Annotated in this window: 15 protein-coding genes; 10 read left to right on the plus strand and 5 right to left on the minus strand. The window is 50.3% G+C overall.

Translation table 11 applies throughout. The annotated features are described in order from the left end of the window. Positions 1-229: 229 nt before the first annotated feature. The gene (locus tag AB0763_RS03290; protein ID WP_306101126.1) at positions 230-910 is read right to left on the minus strand and encodes a TIGR00153 family protein; all 681 of its coding nucleotides are present in this window, start codon (positions 908-910) and stop codon (positions 230-232) included. A gap of 207 nt (positions 911-1,117) precedes the next feature. Here AB0763_RS03290 and AB0763_RS03295 point away from each other — a divergent pair, with 207 nt between their 5' ends. From AB0763_RS03295 to hldE, 4 genes are all read left to right on the plus strand, one after another. Then, on the plus strand, positions 1,118-2,632 hold the full coding sequence (locus AB0763_RS03295) for an inorganic triphosphatase (RefSeq protein ID WP_306101127.1): 1,515 nt from the start codon (positions 1,118-1,120) through the stop codon (positions 2,630-2,632). Positions 2,633-2,972: 340 nt separating this feature from the next. Then, complete coding sequence (locus AB0763_RS03300) at positions 2,973-4,229, plus strand: methyl-accepting chemotaxis protein (RefSeq protein WP_306101128.1); 1,257 nt, start codon at positions 2,973-2,975, stop codon at positions 4,227-4,229. 42 nt (positions 4,230-4,271) lie between these two features. Then, a complete protein-coding gene (gene glnE, locus AB0763_RS03305; protein WP_306101129.1) occupies positions 4,272-7,130 on the plus strand; it encodes a bifunctional [glutamate--ammonia ligase]-adenylyl-L-tyrosine phosphorylase/[glutamate--ammonia-ligase] adenylyltransferase in 2,859 nt (952 codons plus the stop codon). Positions 7,131-7,180: 50 nt separating this feature from the next. After that, positions 7,181-8,614, plus strand: coding sequence for a bifunctional D-glycero-beta-D-manno-heptose-7-phosphate kinase/D-glycero-beta-D-manno-heptose 1-phosphate adenylyltransferase HldE (gene hldE, locus AB0763_RS03310; protein ID WP_306101130.1), 1,434 nt, complete (start codon positions 7,181-7,183; stop codon positions 8,612-8,614). Positions 8,615-8,705: 91 nt separating this feature from the next. Here hldE and tolC read toward each other — a convergent pair whose 3' ends face one another. Further along, positions 8,706-10,010, minus strand: coding sequence for an outer membrane channel protein TolC (gene tolC / locus AB0763_RS03315; RefSeq protein ID WP_306101131.1), 1,305 nt, complete (start codon positions 10,008-10,010; stop codon positions 8,706-8,708). Between the two features lie 335 nt (positions 10,011-10,345). Between tolC and nudF the strand changes: the two genes are divergently transcribed. The 6 genes from nudF to parC all read left to right on the plus strand — a co-directional run bounded on the left by nudF (position 10,346) and on the right by parC (position 17,258). Next, positions 10,346-10,984 carry an ADP-ribose diphosphatase gene (gene nudF, locus AB0763_RS03320; protein WP_306101132.1) on the plus strand — a complete coding sequence of 213 codons (639 nt, stop codon included), beginning with the start codon at positions 10,346-10,348 and terminating at the stop codon, positions 10,982-10,984. Further along, a complete protein-coding gene (locus AB0763_RS03325; protein WP_306101133.1) occupies positions 10,981-11,424 on the plus strand; it encodes a DUF1249 family protein in 444 nt (147 codons plus the stop codon). Before nudF ends, AB0763_RS03325 begins: the two co-directional genes overlap by 4 nt. Before the next feature lie 52 nt (positions 11,425-11,476). Beyond that, the gene (gene cpdA / locus AB0763_RS03330; RefSeq protein WP_306101247.1) at positions 11,477-12,295 is read left to right on the plus strand and encodes a 3',5'-cyclic-AMP phosphodiesterase; all 819 of its coding nucleotides are present in this window, start codon (positions 11,477-11,479) and stop codon (positions 12,293-12,295) included. Continuing rightward, on the plus strand, positions 12,295-12,879 hold the full coding sequence (gene yqiA / locus AB0763_RS03335; RefSeq protein WP_306101134.1) for an esterase YqiA: 585 nt from the start codon (positions 12,295-12,297) through the stop codon (positions 12,877-12,879). The genes cpdA and yqiA overlap by 1 nt, the downstream gene beginning before the upstream one ends. A 232-nt stretch (positions 12,880-13,111) precedes the next feature. After that, positions 13,112-14,992 carry a DNA topoisomerase IV subunit B gene (parE, locus tag AB0763_RS03340; RefSeq protein WP_306101135.1) on the plus strand — a complete coding sequence of 627 codons (1,881 nt, stop codon included), beginning with the start codon at positions 13,112-13,114 and terminating at the stop codon, positions 14,990-14,992. Position 14,993: 1 nt separating this feature from the next. After that, positions 14,994-17,258 carry a DNA topoisomerase IV subunit A gene (parC, locus tag AB0763_RS03345; RefSeq protein ID WP_306101136.1) on the plus strand — a complete coding sequence of 755 codons (2,265 nt, stop codon included), beginning with the start codon at positions 14,994-14,996 and terminating at the stop codon, positions 17,256-17,258. A gap of 105 nt (positions 17,259-17,363) precedes the next feature. On the opposite strand, the gene degS is transcribed toward parC, so the two are convergent. From degS to AB0763_RS03360, 3 genes are all read right to left on the minus strand, one after another. Continuing rightward, positions 17,364-18,428 carry an outer membrane-stress sensor serine endopeptidase DegS gene (gene degS, locus AB0763_RS03350; protein ID WP_306101137.1) on the minus strand — a complete coding sequence of 355 codons (1,065 nt, stop codon included), beginning with the start codon at positions 18,426-18,428 and terminating at the stop codon, positions 17,364-17,366. Positions 18,429-18,543: 115 nt separating this feature from the next. Beyond that, positions 18,544-19,914 carry a DegQ family serine endoprotease gene (locus tag AB0763_RS03355; RefSeq protein ID WP_306101138.1) on the minus strand — a complete coding sequence of 457 codons (1,371 nt, stop codon included), beginning with the start codon at positions 19,912-19,914 and terminating at the stop codon, positions 18,544-18,546. Positions 19,915-20,098: 184 nt separating this feature from the next. Then, the gene (locus tag AB0763_RS03360) at positions 20,099-20,590 is read right to left on the minus strand and encodes a DUF1043 family protein (RefSeq protein WP_306101139.1); all 492 of its coding nucleotides are present in this window, start codon (positions 20,588-20,590) and stop codon (positions 20,099-20,101) included. Positions 20,591-20,747 lie beyond the last annotated feature (157 nt).

Consider the following 20,747-nt stretch of genomic DNA (forward strand, 5'->3'; position numbering starts at 1 on the left):
CTAAATGTTTACTACTATCGATACCGGCTAATGGCCAAGCTTGACTCGGGAATTAAGCAAAAGGAGCAGAGGACACATTCTGCGCCTTATTCATTTACCGAGATAAGGTTGAGCGATAGCGCTGATCGATTTTACCAAATGACAATCTACGCCCGGCCGAAACATTTTCTGACCAAGTGTTAACATTGCCTACGTTCGTCGTATGAAAACCCGTCAATTGGGCTCAATACTATGAACGAGAAAGCATGACTTCCAATCGCGCGCCTACGCGTTGCGCTTGATCGGCAATTGCGCCCACCCATTCAAAAATCTTATACAAGAAAATGACATCGATAGGGTTCATTTCATTTTCCAGTTTCATTAGTTGCTGGCGCAGTCCGACTTGCATGGTATCCGTATCATCCTCGATACGATCGAGTTCGTTAATCATGTCCGCGACGATGGTGAGCTCTCGACCTCTGAATCCGGTTTCGAGTAATTCATCGAGCTCGTTGATCACTTTTTGCGCTTGGTTCGCGGCGTCTAAGCAGCGTTGAACATAGGCGAGAAAGTCTTCTTGCATCGTTGGGGGAATGATTAACTGACGTCCAAAGACTCGCCCTGAGACATCTTTGGCTAAGTTGGCCAGTTTGTCTTGTTGGGTGAGCAGTTCGAGCATGTCTGTGCGATCAACTGGCAAGAAAAGTCCGCGCGGCAGAGTGAGGCGGATTTCACGCTTTAGCACATCGGCTTCTCGCTCAAGGTGGTTGATTTGGGCGCGAATTTCTTCGGCTTTTTCCCAGTCACCGGTGACGCTGACTTCAAAAAAAGTCATTAAGTGTGAACAACATTCGTTAACACAAACAATATGACGTTGTAGCGGTTGGATCGGGGACTTTGCAAACAATCCCATAATGGTATTCATTGGCATGCTCTTTTGACCTAGTTACTATAACCTGACGAGTATCATATCACCTTTCAGTGATGAAATGTTAAGCTCAAGCTACGACGGCGCGCATGTTAACCCATTACTAGACGCATGAAAACTGTTTTACTTGATCCCCTGTGTGATAAATGACACTTGCCCCGACGACGCTTAAGCAATATCCTGTGGCTAATCGCTTGTTAAGGGACCATTATGGAAACCGAAATAGAACTGAAGTTTTTTGTTTCTCCTGAATTTTCAGATGTTTTATTGGCAAAGATTTCTGAAAACAAAGTGCTTCAGCACAGCCGCCGAGAACTCGGCAACCTCTATTTTGATACGGCCGATACCTGGCTTCGCCAACACGATATCGGCTTGCGCATTCGTCGTTTCGACGATGTGTTTGTTCAGACTGTTAAGACCGCTGGCCGTGTTGTGGCTGGCTTACACCAAAGGCCAGAATACAACGCTGAGCACGACTCAGACGTGCCTAAGCTCGATTTGCACCCCGATGATATTTGGCCGGTCGGCAAGAGCGTCGAAGAACTCGAAGCGCAGTTAACGCCTTTGTTTGAGACCAACTTTACCCGCGAACAATGGCTCGTCGCTTTGCCTGACGGCAGTCAAATTGAAGTGGCGTTTGATCAAGGCGAAGTGATTGCCAAAGACAAGCGCGAACCGATTTGTGAAGTTGAACTGGAGCTGCGCTCGGGCCAAACCGAAGCCTTGTTCACTTTGGCGCGCACCCTGAGTGAAGGCGGTGGTATGCGCCTGGGTAACTTGAGCAAAGCGGCGCGCGGCTATCGCTTGGCGTTCGACTACCCCGGCGATAAACCCTACGAGCTCGATGTGGTGGATGTCGACGCGGACGATTCGGTGGAGTTGAGCTTTATTCAGTCGTTAGAGCACGCGTTGGCCCATTGGCAATACCACGAGCAGGTGTATATGGCTCAGCGTGACGTTCAAGCCCTGCATCAAGTACTGCATGCCTTAACTTTTATTCGGCAAATATTTTCTACCTATGGCAACCGAGTACCGAGGCGCGCGAGTGTATTGCTTCGTCAAGAAGTCAAATGGCTTGAAGATGAGCTCGCCTGGGTTGAACAACACGCTCAATTGCATGCTCTGGTCGATGATAAAGGCCACAAATTGAGAAAGCTCGATGGGCGCAAGGTGTTGCTGGCGCTTCTCAATGAGCGCTTTGACACCCTGCCGACGGAAGATGAGGTGGTGCAACTGTTGACCTGTGGGCGCTATACCGGTTTGCTGCTAGATTTGAGTCGTTGGGTACTGTCGCGCGGTTGGCAACCGTTTTTAGACGATAAAGCCAAAGAGAAAATGAACCGCCCGGTTACGGAGTATTCCCAAAAACAACTGCAGAAATTGTGGCTTGAATTACAAGACACCTTTGCCGATGACGCTCCGATGAGCGCTCAAGCTTTTATCGATCAAAAATACCGCTTACAACGCAATCTCTATACGGGGTTTAGTTTTGCCGCGCTTTATGACAGCGAAGAGCGCAACAGTTTTCGTTTGCCTTGGGCCGATTTGATCCACGGCATCGACGATTTGTTGTTGCTCGAACAAGTTGAGCACTTTAAGGAGCATTTAGAAGGCGACGAAAAAGAGCAATTAGCGCGTTGGCTGATCCGCAAGCAAAGCTCGATTTTACACGCAATGGAGCAAACCCTCAGCATGGCGAAATCCGCGCAGCCTTATTGGCAATAAAGCCAAGCGCCTCACGCGCGTGATAAGCTAGCATTAAAAAGGGCAGTGATGCCCTTTTTTGTTGCATGTAACCCAATTAATTTTTTGATTTAAATCACACTTCAAGCGCTTTTTGTCTTAAATTACTCAATTTACTTTTGCTGACTCATTTCATAGTAGATGACTTTGTTATACTGCCAAGCACGTAAAATTCCCCTACAACCATAGGGTTATTTGGCTTAATGTGCTGACTTGGCAAGCGGGAGCCACATTGACTCCCCCCTTCTTAAGTCAACAACAATACAACCTTGTCTTTAGCGATATAACAGCGATAACAATAAAAAGCGGATTGGAGATGGAAATGGAAAAAGTGGTTTTTAAGCCATGGGAAAGAGTGGTCAGTGATGTCCGCTTGGTGCCTAAAATGATTATTTTGATGCTCGGTAGCACCATTATGATTGTTTTGAAACAGTTGTGGGATGCCGAGACCTTTTACCAGGCGCTGCTGTCTGCCACGCAAAGTGTCGAAGTGGCGAAAGCCCATTACCACCAGTATTTAGTGCGAGTGGCATGGCAAACCGCGGCGCTTATTCTTGCCTTTTGGGTAATATTAATGGGCACGGCTCGCGTTATGCTTAAACAAATCCGTTATCTGACCGCCGCCATCGACCGCCTCGCTGAGAAAAATTTGTCTCAACCGATTTCACTGGTTTGTAAAGACGAGTACGGCGACTTAGCCAAAGCGCTAGAAACTTCGCGCCTGCAACTGCAAGACATGATTCGCTTACAAGCCGATGCCTCGAAAGAATTGATGGACTTAAGTGAAGTGATGACGATTTGCATGGTCGAGGCCAAATCATCGGCCCAAGAAGAGTTTAGTGAAATTGACCAACTGGCCACCGCAATGAGCGAAATGAGCTCGACGGTACAAACCGTGGCAAGCAATGCGGGCAATGCGTCATCGATCACTGAAAGCGCGGCTTCACAAGCGGCTCAAGGCCAGCAGTTCTTACGAGATACGGTGGCAAAAATGAACGCCTTATCGGGGGACATTGCTTCCTCTGCTCAAGTGGTGGAAGAAGTTCAACAACGCGTTGAGCAGATCGGCAGCATGGTGGGAACCATCCAAAGCATTTCTGAACAAACGAACTTGTTGGCGCTCAATGCCGCGATTGAAGCCGCTAGGGCCGGAGAAGCGGGGCGCGGTTTTGCTGTGGTTGCCGATGAAGTGCGCAACCTTGCCAAACGCACCCAAGATGCCACAGTGGAAATTCAAGCCATGATTGGTCAGTTGCAAAGCAGCACCGTGAATGCCGTAACCTTAATGGAAAAAAGCGTGGTAGAAACCGCCGAGGGAGTGGCGTTGGTCACTCAGGCTGGGTCTGAGCTCGATAGCATCGTGATACAAGTTCAAGACATCAATGATATGAACTTCCAAATCGCTTCTGCCGCGAGCCAGCAAAGCACTGTGGCTGAAGAGATGAACGCCAATTTAACCAATGTCCGCGGTTTAGTGGAAGCCTCGGTGACCGTGATGAGTGAACTTCACGAAAGCTCAGAAACCATGCACAACAATACCGAACAGCTCGATAGCAAAATCCAATCTTTCCAAGTGTGATGTATTACGGCCCGCCATCGCGGGCCTGTTTAAAGGTGGTTTATGTCATTTCCAGCCAAACTCGCCGCGTATGCTTTACGCAACCTTGACGTCATCTCTGAGCAGTGTGACGATTTTTCTTTTCCGAAGTCGCGTCAACACGAGCTCGAATGCGTTGTGGCGGTCAGTGATTTTGTCACGGAAGCGCTCGCTCGTGATGCGCATCTGCGAGCCGCGTTGCCCACGATGCTGGAAGACAGCGAGCGAAAAAGCCAGTATCGCCGCGCGTTAGCCACGGCGTTAAACGACTGTCGCGACGAAGCACAAGGGATGACCGTGTTACGCGAGTTTCGCCGTCGTGAAATGGTCTACATTGCTTGGCGAGATGTGATGGCATCTTGGAGCGTGCCGGAGAGTTTATCGCATTTGTCGCAACTGGCTGAGGCGATGATCATTGAAACCTATCACTGGCAATATCAGTTGTGTTGTCAATTGTGGGGCACGCCTTGTAATGCCAAGGGCGAAGCCCAACCTATGCTGATCATCGGCATGGGCAAACTCGGCGGGGGAGAGCTGAATTTTTCTTCTGATATCGATCTGATTTTCACTTATCCTGAAAACGGTGAAACCCAAGGTGCGCGACGCGCTTTGGCCAATGCGCAATTTTTCACTCGCTTGGGGCAAAGGATCATCAAATCGCTTGATCAACACACGGTAGACGGGTTTTGTTATCGAGTTGATATGCGTTTGCGGCCATTTGGAGAGAGCGGCCCCTTGGTGATGAGCTTTGCTGCCTTAGAAGATTACTATCAAGAGCAAGGTCGGGATTGGGAGCGCTATGCGATGGTGAAAGCTCGGGCGATGGGGCAAACCGACAGCGAACACTACCTAGAATTGCAAACGATGTTACGCCCGTTTGTCTTTCGTCGTTACATCGACTTTAGTGCCATCCAGTCACTGCGACGGATGAAAAGTATGATCCGCGCGGAAGTGCGTCGACGCGGTTTGACCAATAACATCAAACTCGGCGCGGGTGGCATCCGTGAAATTGAATTTATTGCTCAGGTCTTTCAACTGATCCGCGGCGGTCGTGAGCCGTCTTTGTGTCAGCGCGGGCTATTGGCAACCTTATCGGCCATTGAAGAATTGCAGCTATTGGCGGCGCAAGAAGTCAGCCAATTAAAAGCCGCGTACCTGTTTTTACGCCGCTTAGAAAATGTGATGCAAGCAATCGATGATAAACAAACTCAGACCCTGCCCGACAACGAGCAAGACCAAACTCGTCTTGCCTGGGTCATGGGCTGCGAAGATTGGCCGGCACTGTATGCCGATATTCAGGCTCACATGCAGCAAGTACACGACATTTTCGACGGTTTGATTGGCGACAGTCACGAAGCGACAGAAGACGAGGTCGAAGAGGTCTACGCCGAGCTTTGGCATCAGGTCGAGCACCGCGATGCCTTACATTTGGTATTGTCGTCTTTATGCGAACCGGTACATCAAGAGGCGTTGTGTGACGACTTGATCCATTTTCAACAAGACATCAATAAAAAAACCTTGGGACCACGTGGCCGAGAAGTGCTCAATCGCTTAATGCCCAAGGTGTTTGAACAAGTCTTCGCTCATCCAGAGGCGCCGTTTGGCCTGGCGCGCGTACTGCACTTACTGCGACAAATTGTGACCCGAACCACCTACCTCGAGTTACTCGATGAGCACCCGATGGCGCTTAAGCAGTTGGTGCGCCTTTGTACGGCCAGTCCGATGATCTCTGAGCAGTTGGCGCGTTATCCCATTTTGCTCGATGAGCTTATCGACCCTCAGCAGCTTTATATTCCGGTTGCGCTTGATTGTTATCACTCGGAGCTGCGCGACTTTATGGCACGCATCCCGGAAGATGACATGGAGCAGCAAATGGAAGGGCTGCGTCAGTTTAAGCAAATTTGTATGCTGCGGATTGCCGCCGCCGATGTCGCGGGCGCGTTATCGGTCATGAAGGTCAGCGATCACTTAACCTATCTAGCAGAAGCGGTGATTGAGGCGGTGGTCGCGCAAGCTTGGCTTCAGGTCAAAGAGAAATACGGTGAGCCGCAACACTTGTCATTACACGAGGGGCAATCGCGCGGTTTTGCTGTCGTGGGCTATGGCAAAGTCGGCGGCTGGGAGCTTGGTTACCACTCCGATCTCGATCTGGTGTTTATTCACGATTGCCCGAGCAGTAGTGAAACCAGCGGGGTGAAACGCATCGACAGTCGTCAGTTTTATTTGCGTTTGGCTCAGCGCATTGTCCATTTGTTCTCGACGCGAACCCCTTCTGGTGTACTTTACGAAGTCGATATGCGGTTGAGACCATCGGGAGCGTCTGGGCTGCTTGTGTCACCGATTGAATCTTTTGCCGAGTACCAGCAACAAGAGGCCTGGACTTGGGAGCACCAAGCCATGGTTCGCTCTCGAGTGGTTTATGGTCACTCGCCGCTGCGTGAACAGTTTGAGCAAGTACGGCGTCAAGTATTGTCCTTGCCTCGAGACGGCGACGCGCTGCGCACGGCGGTGTATGAGATGAGGAAAAAAATGCGTTCGCATCTGGCCAATAAAAAAACCGGTCGCTTTATGCTCAAGCAAGATCAAGGCGGTATCACCGACATTGAATTTTTAGCCCAGTATTTGGTCTTACGCTTCAGCTGCCAGTATCCTAGCCTTGCCACTTGGTCTGACAATGTGCGTATTTTTGAAAGTTTGGCCAGTGAAGGGTTAGTGGCCGAGCACCAAGCGCAGCAGTTGATCAGCGCGTATACGACGATGAGAAATGAAATCCACCGTCGCAACTTACTCGATTTGTCGACCGACGTCGCTCCCGACAAATTCGCTGAGCAACGCCAGTGGGTCATCGAGGCTTGGAATGCGTGGTTTGACGAGTTACCGTAACGGCTGAGCTGTGTTACACTCTGGCCAATTTCTCATGTTGGAGACCTTAGATGAAACCCATTTTACCTGATTATAAACAAGCAGGTGTTTTGATTGTTGGCGATGTGATGTTAGATCGCTACTGGTATGGTCCGACAGGGCGTATCTCTCCTGAAGCGCCGGTGCCTGTGGTGAAAGTGGAAAACAACGAAGAGCGTCCTGGCGGTGCGGCTAATGTCGCGATGAACATTGCTTCGTTAGGCGCGCAATCTCATTTAATTGGCCTAACCGGAAATGACGAGCCTGCCGAGGTGCTGAGTCAAACGCTATCGGCACTTAAGGTGGATTGTGATTTTATTGCGCTCGATGACTATCCGACGATCACCAAATTGCGAGTAATGAGTCGCGGACAGCAATTGATCCGCCTCGACTTTGAAGACAAATTCCAAGGTACCGACCCCAAGTTGGTGACCGACCGCATGAAAGCCAAACTCGCTGACGTAAAAGCGGTGATTTTCTCTGATTATGCCAAAGGGGCCTTAGAGCACGTCCAGAGCTACATTCAATGTGCCAAAGCGGCCAATGTGCCGGTGCTCATCGACCCGAAAGGCGCGGATTTTGAGCCTTATCGCGGGGCGACCTTGTTGACGCCAAACCTGCTCGAGTTTGAAATGGTCGCAGGAAAAGTCCGTAGCGAAGAGGATCTGATCGAAAAAGGCTTGGCCCTGATTGAACAATACGATCTTGAGGCGCTATTGGTGACGCGCAGCGAACACGGTATGACCTTATTGCGCCGCAACGCTAAGCCTTTCCACCTGCCAACACAAGCCAAAGAAGTCTACGACGTTACGGGGGCTGGCGATACGGTGATTTCCACCTTGGCCGCGTCGATTGCCGCCGGGAAATCGTTTGAAGAAGCCTGTGTACTGGCCAATGCCGCCGCTGGTGTGGTGGTGGGTAAGCTCGGCACGTCAACCGTTTCGACCATCGAGTTGGCCGAGGCTATCCATGGCGCGAAAGATACAGACTATGGTGTGATCAGCGAAAAAGCGCTCATCGATGCGGTGAAAGTGGCGCAAGCCAAAGGTGAGAAAGTGGTGATGACCAATGGGTGTTTTGACATTTTACACGCCGGCCACGTTTCTTACCTCAATCACGCCGCCGAGCTCGGTGACCGTTTGATTGTGGCGGTCAACACCGATGAATCAGTAAAGCAGCTCAAAGGCCCAGGGCGCCCGGTCAACCCAACGGACCGACGCATGGCGGTATTGGCTGGCCTTGGCGCGGTCGACTGGGTGGTGCCTTTTAACGAGCAAACGCCTCAGCGCTTAATTGCCTCCGTGTTACCGGATTTATTGGTCAAAGGTGGCGATTACCGCCCCGAAGAGATCGCCGGTGGCAAAGAAGTGATCGAAGCCGGTGGCGAAGTCAAAGTACTCAACTTTGAAGAAGGCTGCTCGACCTCTGAAATCATTGCGGCCATCAAAGGGGGCGAGAAGGGGTAATCCCAATACGCCCCAACGAGTGTTTACTTGAGTGAAAAACAATAATGCCAGCGTTTGCTGGCATTTTTTTGGGCGGATGGTTTTCTCTTAATCAATCAATCAATCCAGCGCTGATATCGAGTACGTCTTGTTCGCTTAAGGTCCCGACTGCTTGACGAAGCTCTAGTACACTCATGATGTAGTCATAGCGAGCACTCGACAGGTTAGAGCGCGCATCGTACAAGGTTTGCGTGGCATCGAGCACATCGACAATGGTGCGAGTCCCCACTTCGTAGCCGGCTTCGGTCGCTTCTAGTGCGGATTTCGCTGAGATCACTGACTGCTGATAAGCGCGAATTGAGCCGATGGCGCCGGTGATGTTGTTGTTAAACGCGTGCACGTTTTTCACCACACTGCGATAGGTTTTCTCAAGCGTTTGACTGGTAGATACATAGGCGTATTCCGCTTGTTTCACCAACGACGTGGTATTGCCGCCGGAGTACAATGGCACGTTGAGATCCAGACCAAACGCCAACTCGTTACGAGAGCCAAAGTAGCTTGCATCGCTATTTTGTTGATCGGTGTAGTCGTAATCAGCGGTGAAGTTCAAGGTTGGCAAGTGGCCGGTTTTGGCCGATTTGATGTCGTCTTTAGCGATGTCTTGGGCAATGCGCGCGGACAATAGGCTTAAGTTTTTGGTTTCTGCATCCTTGAGCAGGGCGGTCAAATCGGTCGCCGGTTTGGTGGCACTAAAGCGTTGTGTGTCGAGTTTGCTGAGCTTGTTGGGTTCTTGACCGGTGATTTCACGCAAGGCTTCGTAACTGTTGGTCAAGGTGTTTTGCGCTTGCACTTCATCGGCGAGTACGCTGTCGTATTGCGCCTGGGCGTCGTGAACATCGGTGATCGCGGTCAGGCCCACTTCAAAACGCTGTTTGATTTGATCCAGTTGGCGGTAGACCGCTTTTTTCTCAGCGCGAACAAAACTCAAATTGTCTTCGGCTTCTAAAATATCAAAATACGCCTGGGCAACGCGAATGATTAAGTCTTGCTGAGCGGAAGCATAGCTGGCGTCTTGTTGGCGCGCCAATTTTTCACTGCTGTCAAGCGCCACCCAAGACGATGGGTCGTATAAGGCTTGAGTCAACGAGACTCCGGCGGTTAACGCATCACTGCGCAAAGACGAAAAATCACTGCGCTCGACATCGTAACCCGCATCCAAATCGATTTGTGGTAACAAGCTGCTGCGCGATGAATTGATTGCTTCAAATGCTTGATCGCGGTCGGCTTTTGCGCCGAGTAAAGTGGGATCGTTTTGCTTAGCCAGGTCATAAATCTGTGCAAGTGATTCAGCCCAAGCAGAAGTGGTGACGACACTGCCTAGGGCGGCACTGATGACGAGTGGAAGCAGCTTTCTCATGGTTAATTCCTGCCGTTTATAAGACTTAAGTTTGTAGTAGTTTACCGCAAATGGGCGATGAATGATTCAAAAGATTATCTTTTTTACACCCAATGATGCAAATAGGCAATGGGTTTAATTCGATGTTTCGGGTGGGCTTCAATCGGCCCTGTCGGTTGTCAAATCACGGGGCGAACGGCGCTTTGGGGTTTTTATCTCAAAGGGCTAACGCGATGACTTTTTTCTCATTAACAGGTTTTATCCATGGCTGAAATCGAAAAAAATGACGGTTCGACATTGGAGCTAAAGTGAAACTGCCGTTACACTAGACGGCCAGCAGTTAAGAAGGGGTTAACATGTCGAATTTTCGCAAAGAAAAAGCAAGCTTTGATGTCAATGATGTTGATATCCAAGCGAAAGAAACGGTGTTTTCCGGTTTCTTTCACATGGTCAAATACCGCTTTCGTCACCGGTTGTTTCGCGGTGGGTGGAGCGATGTTGTTGAGCGAGAATTGAGTGTACGTGGCCACGCCGCCGCGCTGTTGCCCTATGACCCGGTTAATGACCAAGTGGTATTGCTCGAGCAAATTCGCGTTGGCGCTTTGGAAAGTCACTCGCCTTGGCAGTATGAGATCGTTGCGGGCATGTTAGACGAAGGGGAAAGCCCAGAGCAAGTTGCCCGTCGTGAAGCGCAAGAAGAGGCGGGACTTGAGGTTGGCGAACTCACCCCCATTTGTTGTTATTATCCCTCGTCTGGTGGCTGCTCGGAAAAACTGAGCGTCTTTGTCGGTTGTGTCGATGCCACAGGCGCAGGCGGCATTCATGGTTTAGACTGTGAAGATGAAGACATTCGCGTTTTTACCGTCAGTCGTGAGCAGGCTTATCAGTGGGTGCAGTCGGGTCGCATTGAAAATGGTGCCTCGATTATTGCCTTGCAATGGTTGATGCTCAATCACGCGCAACTTAGACAACAATGGTTAGAGGAGCAACAATGAATTCGGCGAGTAATAAGGCCAAATACCACGTCGATTTTGTCGGCTTGATGCGGGTCTATGAAACCAATTACGCCAAGCTCAATGCCTTGTTGCCTAACTCGCCGCAAGTCGATGATGTACGCTGTTATCAAGCGATTGATATTCTTTATCAATTAACAGTGAGAGAAGTCACAAAATACACCACGGTTGTGGACATATGTCAGAGTGATAGCAATGTAACCTTTCCATTGCCGACAATGTCTGTCAGGCTTTATCACGATGCAAGAGTCGCTGAAGTGTTTTCCAGTGGTGATGTGGGAAGGGTACAAGCGAAATACGACTATCCCAACCGAAGACTAATGCAACCCGATGAAAAACATCAAATAAACTTGTTTTTGGGTGAGTGGCTGACTTTTTGCTTGCGCAGTGGTATCAGTCGCGTGCCTATTACCTTTAATTGAACACAGACGTTACCGCACCGTTTACAAGATTATCAGGATTTTGAAGTTGAAAGTGCCTTTTGAGGATGATACGCAGCGCGATGTGATTCGCCTACTGCAAATAACCGACACCCATTTGTTTGCCGACTCGAACGCCGATTTACTGAGCGTGCCTACCGCACAGAGTTTTTCCGCGGTGGTGGAGGCCATTGAAGCAAAAGGTGAGCATTTTGATTATATATTGGCCACGGGAGATATTTCACAAGATCACAGTGAAGCGTCTTATCGTCGCTTCCTCGATGGGATAAAGCCATTTCAGACGCCGTGCTTTTGGTTGCCAGGTAATCACGACGACCAGCCGGTTATGAAAGCGCTGACGCCCTCAGACCCAGTGTTAAAGCACTCACAGTTGTTGCTAGGCGACAATTGGCAAATTGTGTTACTCGATTCACAAGTGGTTGGTGTGCCATACGGGCAACTGAGTCAGGGACAGCTTGATTATCTGCAGCAATGCCTGAGTGAACATCCTCAGCGCCATGCTTTAGTGGTGCTGCATCATCACCCGCTGCACGTGGGCAGTGAATGGCTCGACGAGCACGCCCTGAAATACAGTGAGCAATTTTGGCAAGTCATTGAACAACATGGTCAAGTATGCGCGGTATTAACCGGGCACGTTCATCAAGAGAGTCAGTTGGTTTATCAAGACGTACAAGTGATGACCTCACCGTCAACGTGTGTGCAATTTAAACCCAACTCCAAAGACTTTGCCCTCGACAATCGCTCGCCGGGGTGGCGAACCTTATCGCTGCACGCCGACGGTCTAGTGACGAGTGAGGTGCATCGGTTGTCGGATGGGCTGTTTTTGCCTGACTTTTCTTCTGGAGGCTATTAATGAGTAAACCGTCAGTGTTAATCTATTGGCACGGGTTTAACAGCTCGCCAGCGTCGCACAAAGCGCAGCTTGTCGAGCAATATTGCCGACAGCACCGTCCGGATATCCAGGTGATCGTACCGCAACTGGCCTCGTTGCCCAAAATGGCCTCGTTCCAGGTCGACATGCTGGTGAGGCAGTTTTGCGATGATGCCAAACTTGGCATGATAGGCAGTTCTCTGGGCGGTTACTGGGCGACCTGGGCGCAATCTCGCCACAAGGTTCCTATGGTGGTGGTCAATCCGGCGGTGCGTCCCTATGAGTTGTTGGCTGACTACCTCGGGCCGCAGACCAACCCCTATACTGGTGAGCAGTACCTGCTAGAGTCAAGCCATGTCGATGAACTCAGAGCGTTTGATGTGGCCAAAGTCGCGAAACCCAAACAGACGTGGTTGCTGCAACAGACCGGTGATGAAATTCTTGATTATCGCCAAGCGGTGGAAAAGTACGCCAAGTGCAAGCAAACCATTGAAGAGGGAGGCGATCACAGTTTTGTTAATTTTGAGCGCCATATCGGCGAGATTATCCAATTTTTGGCCCTCTGAGTGTCGATTTTTACTGTGATGGCACAAACGTTCTACGCGAGTTTTTTCGCCATCACTTGACATACAGACTCACCTTCCAGACTATATTCCCTCAACAATCGTTCTGTCACAGTTAAATTGTGTATTTTGCTGTGCCTTAGCGAGGCGAAACCGCCTGTTTTGACCTCATACCAACCTGATCAATGCGGTTGGGTTGGTACAATTATAAATAAAATGAGACTCTCTCGGTATTATGACTGAACAATATAATGCTGGTGCCATTGAGGTTCTTAATGGCCTTGAACCAGTGCGTCGCAGACCTGGTATGTACACAGACACTGCACGGCCCAATCACCTAGGGCAAGAAGTCATCGATAACAGTGTCGATGAAGCGTTGGCCGGACACGCGTCAAAAGTGCAGGTAATTCTTCATGCCGACCAATCTCTTGAAGTGATTGATGATGGTCGTGGTATGCCGGTGGACATTCACCCTGAGGAACAAGTCTCTGGGGTGGAGCTAATTTTGTGCAAACTGCACGCCGGCGGCAAATTCTCTAATAAAAACTATCAATTTTCTGGCGGCTTACACGGGGTAGGCATCTCGGTGGTTAACGCCCTGTCTAAGCGTGTGGAAGTCACCGTACGCCGCGATGGCGAAGTGTACGAAATCGCCTTTGAACACGGTGAGAAAGTCCAAGATCTCACCGTGGTTGGCACCTGTGGGCGTCGCAATCGCGGTACCCGTGTCCATTTTTGGCCAGACGCTCAATACTTTGATTCGGCGAATTTTTCTGTCACCCGCTTGGTCAACAATTTGCGTGCTAAGGCGGTATTGTGCCCAGGCCTTGAGATCACGTTTAGCGATAAAGTGAACGGCCAAGAGCACCGTTGGTACTTTGAAGACGGCTTGAAGGACTACCTCGCTGAAGGCGTAAAAGGCTACCCAGTTTTGCCTGAAGAGCCTTTTACTGGGGATTTTTCATCGCAAAACGAAGCGGCAAATTGGGCGGTCATTTGGCAGCCTGAAGGCGGTGATATGATCACCGAAAGCTATGTTAACCTCATCCCGACCGCGCAAGGGGGGACCCATGTCAACGGCCTGCGCCAGGGGTTACTCGATGCGATGCGCGAGTTTTGTGAGTTTCGCAATTTACTGCCGCGCGGCGTTAAATTGACCGGGGAAGATATTTTTGAGCGCTGCTCTTACGTCTTATCGGTCAAAATTCAAGACCCGCAATTTGCCGGTCAAACCAAAGAGCGGTTGTCATCAAGGCAAACCGCCGCGTTTGTCTCTGGTGTGGTGAAAGACGCGTTTAGCTTATGGTTAAACGAGCGCCCTCAGATCGCAGAATTGTTAGCAGAATCTTGCATTGCCAATGCGCACCGTCGCATGCGTGCCAGCAAAAAAGTGGTGCGTAAAAAAGTGGCCTCAGGGCCGGCGCTTCCAGGTAAGCTGACCGATTGTTCCTTGCAAGATCTGAACAAAACCGAAATTTTCTTTGTCGAGGGAGATTCGGCAGGAGGCAGTGCTAAGCAGGCTCGAGACCGCGAGTTTCAGGCCGTTATGCCACTGCGCGGGAAAATCCTCAACACTTGGGAAGTGTCAGCGGATCAAGTGCTTGCGTCACAAGAAGTCCACGATATTTCAGTGGCCTTAGGCATTGATCCTGACAACGACAATTTAGACAGTTTGCGTTACGGCAAAATCTGTATTTTGGCCGATGCGGACTCAGATGGACTGCATATCGCGACGTTGTTGTGTGCGTTGTTTACCCGTCATTTTCGCGCGCTAGTTGAAGCAGGGCACATTTATGTTGCCATGCCACCGCTGTATCGAATTGACTGCGGTAAAGAAGTGTTTTACGCCCTCGATGAGCAAGAAAAAGAAGGCATCTTAGATCGCCTCAGTAAGAAAAAAGCCAAGATTAATGTTCAACGCTTTAAAGGCTTGGGTGAGATGAACCCGATGCAATTGCGCGAAACCACCATGGATCCGAATACGCGCCGTTTGGTGCAACTGACGGTCGATGATGCGCAAGCAACGATGGACATGATGGATATGCTGCTCGGTAAAAAGCGCGCCGATGATCGCCGTGCTTGGTTGCAGCGTTACGGCGATTTAGCAGAGGTATAATATGTCGACGGAAATCAATTACGATGGCGTAGAGCAATTGCCACTGCGCAAATTCACTGAGGATGCGTACCTCAATTATTCGATGTATGTCATTATGGACCGCGCTTTGCCCTACATTGGCGATGGCTTAAAGCCGGTACAGCGACGCATTATTTACGCGATGTCGGAGTTGGGGCTTTCTGCCTCGGCTAAGTACAAAAAGTCGGCGCGTACCGTGGGTGACGTATTGGGTAAATACCACCCGCACGGGGACTCGGCTTGTTACGAAGCCATGGTCTTGATGGCGCAACCCTTCTCATACCGCTATCCCTTAGTCGATGGGCAAGGAAACTGGGGCGCGCCGGATGACCCTAAGTCGTTTGCCGCCATGCGTTATACCGAGGCCAAGTTGTCAAAATTTTCCGAAGTGTTGCTCGGCGAATTAGGCCAAGGGACGGTTGAATGGCAGCCTAACTTTGATGGCACCATGAAAGAGCCCGAAATGTTACCGGCTCGCTTGCCCCACATTTTGCTCAATGGCGTGACGGGGATTGCCGTTGGTATGGCCACGGACATTCCGCCGCACAATGTGCGCGAAGTGGCAGAGGCGACGATTCATTTGATCGACAAACCCAAGTCGACCCTTGAAGAGGTGATGGGTTTTGTTCAAGGCCCTGATTATCCGACCCAAGCTGAGATTATCTCACCGCCGGCCGATATCGAGAAAATGTATCGCACTGGGCGCGGCAGCATTAAAATGCGTGCAGTGTGGCATAAAGAAGGCGAGGAGATCGTGATCACGGCGATCCCACATCAGGTGTCGGGGTCAAAGTTACTCGAGCAAATCGCCAGCCAAATGCGCGCCAAAAAGTTGCCAATGGTGGACGATCTGCGCGACGAATCTGATCACGAAAACCCCACCCGTATCGTGATCGTTCCCAAGTCGAAAAAGACCGACAGTGATATGCTGATGAATCACTTGTTCGCCTCGACCGACCTTGAGAAAAACTATCGCGTTAACCTGAATATGATCGGGCTAGACAACCGGCCGCAAGTCAAAGGCTTAACGGAAATCTTACTCGAATGGATCGACTATCGCCGCGCGACGGTGCGCCGCCGTTTGCAGTATCGCCTTGATAAAGTGATGGCGAGATTACACATCTTAGAAGGTTTGTTGGTTGCCTACCTCAACTTAGATGAAGTGATTGAGATCATCCGCACCGAAGACGATCCCAAAGCGGTCTTAATGGCGCGTTTTGGTTTGTCTGAGATCCAAGCGGATGCGATTCTTGATACCAAGTTGCGCCACTTAGCCAAATTAGAAGAAATGAAGCTGCGCGGCGAGCAAGATGAACTGGAAAAAGAGCGTGAAAAACTCGAGCAGTTACTCGGCTCTGAGCGCCGTTTAAACACCTTGCTGAAAAAAGAAATCAAAGCCGATGCCGATAAGTATGGCGACGATCGCCGTTCGCCGATTGTCGAGCGTGCCGAAGCCAAAGCGTTGACCGAGCGCGATTTGATCCCAAGTGAGCCCGTCACCGTGGTGTTATCAGACAAAGGTTGGGTTCGCCACGCCAAAGGCCACGAACTTGACCCAAGTGGATTGAGCTTTAAGTCTGGCGATCAGTACTTGTCTCACGCGCGAGGCAAGAGCAATCAGCCGGCTATTTTCTTGGGTAATGATGGACGAAGTTATGCCCTTGAATCGCATTCTCTGCCGTCGGCTCGCAGCCAAGGTGAGCCGATCACCGGGCGTTTGAACATTTCACAAGGCAGCAGTATTCGCCATGTCATTATGTCTGAACCCGAGCAAAAATGGTTGGTGGGCAGTGACGCGGGTTACGGCTTTGTCTGTGTGGCAGAGGATTTGGTGTCGAAAAATCGCAATGGTAAAGCGCTGGTTACCTTGCCGGCCAACGCCGAAGTCATGTTGCCGGTCAACATCAACGATTTGGAGAGCGATGATATTGTTGCGATTACCAATCAAGGTCGGATGCTGATCTTCCCTCTCAAAGACTTGCCGACACTCAGTAAAGGCAAGGGCAATAAGATCATTAATATCCCGGCCGCTAAATCGAAAGCGCGTGAAGAGTATCTGTCGCATCTCTTTGTTTTGCCGGCGAATGCGCAGCTCACCCTGCACGCAGGTAAGCGAAAGCTGGGCCTTAAGGCGAGTGATTTAGAAGGCTATCGCGGTGAACGCGGTCGTCGCGGCGGCTTGTTGCCAAGAGGTTTACAGCGTGTGACGGATGTAGAGATAGATTTAGCGGATGCTGAGCTAGAGTAATCGCCCAGCCGCTTATTCTGCGAGCCTTGATAAAACGCCCTGTTTGGTCATGCCAACAGGGCGTTTTTTTGGTTATCGGTTAGCAGAAAGCAGAGAGGTCGATAATTAATTTTCTGGCAGTTCACCGATTGTCACCGGTAGGACTAACTCTTTGCCTTGGCGGATCACGGTGACCTTAACTTGAGTGCCAGGGCGTAAGTCGGTCACCATGTCCATAACCATTTGGCGACCTTGAATTTTGGTGTCGTTGATGGCAATGATAATGTCTTGCGCTTTAAATCCGGCTTGGTTGGCCGGGCTGTTGGGGTCAACGCCATCGACAATGATCCCACCTAGATGGTCATCGCCAATCAAGCGGGCGGTGACGGCGTTAATGTCTCGGCCATCAATACCGATATAACCGCGGATCACCCGGCCATCGGCAATAATTTTTTGCATGATCTTGTTAGCAAGGTTATAGGGAATGGCAAACGAAATCCCGTAGGTTTCCATATCGGTCGCTTGTTGAAACGACGCCGTATTAATGCCGACCAATTCGCCTTTGCTGTTGACCAGTGCCCCACCGGAGTTACCTTCGTTGATGGCCGCATCGGTTTGAATAAAGGCTTGGCGACGGTCTGCGCTGATCGAAGAGCGACCGGTCGCCGAAATGATCCCAAATGTGGTGGTTTGCCCTAGGTTATAGGGGTTGCCAATGGCGAGCACGACGTCGCCGACTTTCGCCTGTAAGTTGGGGTTTAAAGGGATGACGGGGAGGTTGTCACCTGCGATCAACAACACCGCGATGTCGGTGCGTTTGTCTACGCCAATTAACTGCGCCGCGGCGACGCGACCATCTTGCAGTGCGACCACGATTTGATCGGCTTGAGCAATTACGTGGTAATTGGTAATGATGTAGCCTTTTTCGCTGACAATGACACCGGAGCCTAACCCTTGAGTGAGCAATTGGCTGTGATCGTTTTCCGAGTATTTTCGGCTGTAAATGTTGACCACGGCAGGGGCAGCATTGCGCACGGCTTGATTGTAGGACACTTGCAGCGTGCTGATATCACCTGGCGCTTCGACGGGCTCTGGCGATCGGATCTCATGCCTTAAATTGGGCATTGCCAATAAAAGAATTAACGCGGTAGCGAGGCCAAGGGCAATGGAACGCAGAAAAAACTTGAACATGAGGTCTCCAACAATTCTGCCCTGGTGGGCTCGAAGGTTTAGAGAATACCATTACCATGGGAAAGAAGAAAAGGGCAACCTGGGTTGGTTGCCCTAAAAGTGATGAATTTTCAGTTTATTGGATGACGAGGTATATCTGACGCTGACCGCGTTGAATATTCAAGGCCAATACGCCGTCGTTGTTTTCAACCACCTTGCGAAAATCGGCGATGTTTTTCACGCGTTGGCGGTTAACACCGATGATGATGTCGTCTTTTTCCAGTTGGTAGCGCTGCGCTGGTGAGTCTTTTGCCACATTGGTGACTTTCACCCCTTGGATAGGATCGCTCGAGGTGGTATTGCTCAGCTCCGCCCCTTGTAAGCCTTCGTGCATTTTGGACGCGTCGGCTTTGGTGCTGGTGGCTTCACCTAAGGTCACTTCAAAGGTTCTTTGTTTGCCATCGCGAACCACGCCAATTTCAATCTCTTTGCCTGCGCCTAAGGTGGCCACTTTGGCGCGTAACTCGGCGAAGCTATCGATGGATTTGCCGTTGAGTGAAGTAATAATATCACCGGCTTTTAGCCCCGCTTTATCGGCAGCGCTGTCGGGCACGACTTGGTTTACAAATGCACCGTGACTGGAATCATAGCCAATCGCATCGGCGAGCGCATTGGTGATTTCACCCCCTTGTACGCCGAGTAAACCGCGTTTCACTTCACCAAATTCAAGGATTTGTTCGGTGAGGTTTTTTACCATGTTCGATGGGATGGCAAAACCGATACCGACGTTACCACCGCTTGGGCCTAAGATGGCGGTGTTAATGCCGATCAACTCGCCATTGAGGTTGACCAATGCGCCACCGGAATTACCGCTGTTGATGGCGGCGTCGGTTTGGATAAAGTTTTCAAAGTTTTCGATGTTGAGCCCGCTGCGACCGAGTGCTGAAACAATCCCCGAGGTCACAGTTTGCCCCAAGCCAAAGGGGTTGCCAATCGCGACAGAAAAGTCACCGACGCGCAAGCTGTCGGAGTCGGCCATCTTTATCGCGGTGAGGTTTTTGGCTTTTTTGTCTAATTTAACCAGGGCAATATCAGACATCTCATCACTGCCAATCACCTCGCCTTGATATTCACGTCCATCGTGTAATTGGACCTTGATGGAGTTAGCGCCTTTGACCACGTGGTAGTTAGTCACGATTAAGCGCTGTTTGGCATCGATCACAACACCAGAGCCTAAGCCGCGAAACGGCCGCTCTTGAACTTGCTCGGTTGGAAAGTCTGGACCAAAGAAAAAGCGGAACTGATCTGGAATCTTACTGCGTTCAATCTGTTTGCCTTCAACGGCGATACTCACAACCGCCGGTGTGACCTTCTCCAGCATCGGCGCCAAGCTAGGCATGGCCTGGCCATTAATATTGTTGGGAATGGCGGCTTGGGTGGTCACTGGGGCCAAAGCGGCAGACAAACTCAGAGATAAGGCCGTTAATACAAGTAAAGGTTTTTTCATCCTAACACTCCTCTCAAGGTGGAGCCTATTGCCAGTCTTGGAAATAAGCCAATCATAAATGGGGGCCTAGTCCTATTCATATTGGCTGGAGTCACTGTTTTCAATAGGCAGTCGAAGATTATGACCTAAGCGTAAAGCAAAAGTTCACTTTACGCTGACAGAGTGCCTTAAACGGTGTGATTGGTTACGATTTGGCTTTGGAAGAGGCATTTGTTTTATTGTTGTCGCTATCGGGCTCGTCACCAGAATAATCTTTGGGCTGAACGCTGATTTCATCGCTGCTTGCCGATTTGTCTTCACCGGTCTCGGTTAAAGCGGGGTCGAGCTCGCTTTGAGGTGCTTCTGAGGGTTCTTCTTCCGCTTGACTTGCTTCAGGGGCGGCCTTTTTGTCAAATGGGTTGTCTTGGGCTGGCAGATTTGGCAATAGCTCTTTCACGCCAGAGACCATGTGTTGGTGCAGTTTGCGCTGCTGCTTGTCTAGGCCGTCTAACATTTCAGCGGTTTCGGCAAAGTGATCAGCCAACTCTTGGCGTTGCTGTTCTAGCGCGTATTTCGCGGTTTCCAATTCTTTGTTGATGTCTTTTTGTTTGCGGTATTGCGGGCTGGCGACACGGGTGATTAAGATTCCGAATAGGGTGCCTACCAACAGGCCGATCAGGGCGTACATCCAAGGCATAACTGCTCCTTATATTTGTTGTTAACAGTCTGTTTTCTGCAAAGTTACACACAGCGAAAGAGCATGTTACTATGGCTGAAATAGGCGATAAAGCAAAATAACGTAAGCTGTTGTGTGGATCTCACAAATGCTTGTGTGGCGATAGAAATGAGTAAGG

Source organism: Vibrio sp. HB236076 (assembly GCF_040957575.1).
Classification (GTDB): domain Bacteria; phylum Pseudomonadota; class Gammaproteobacteria; order Enterobacterales; family Vibrionaceae; genus Vibrio.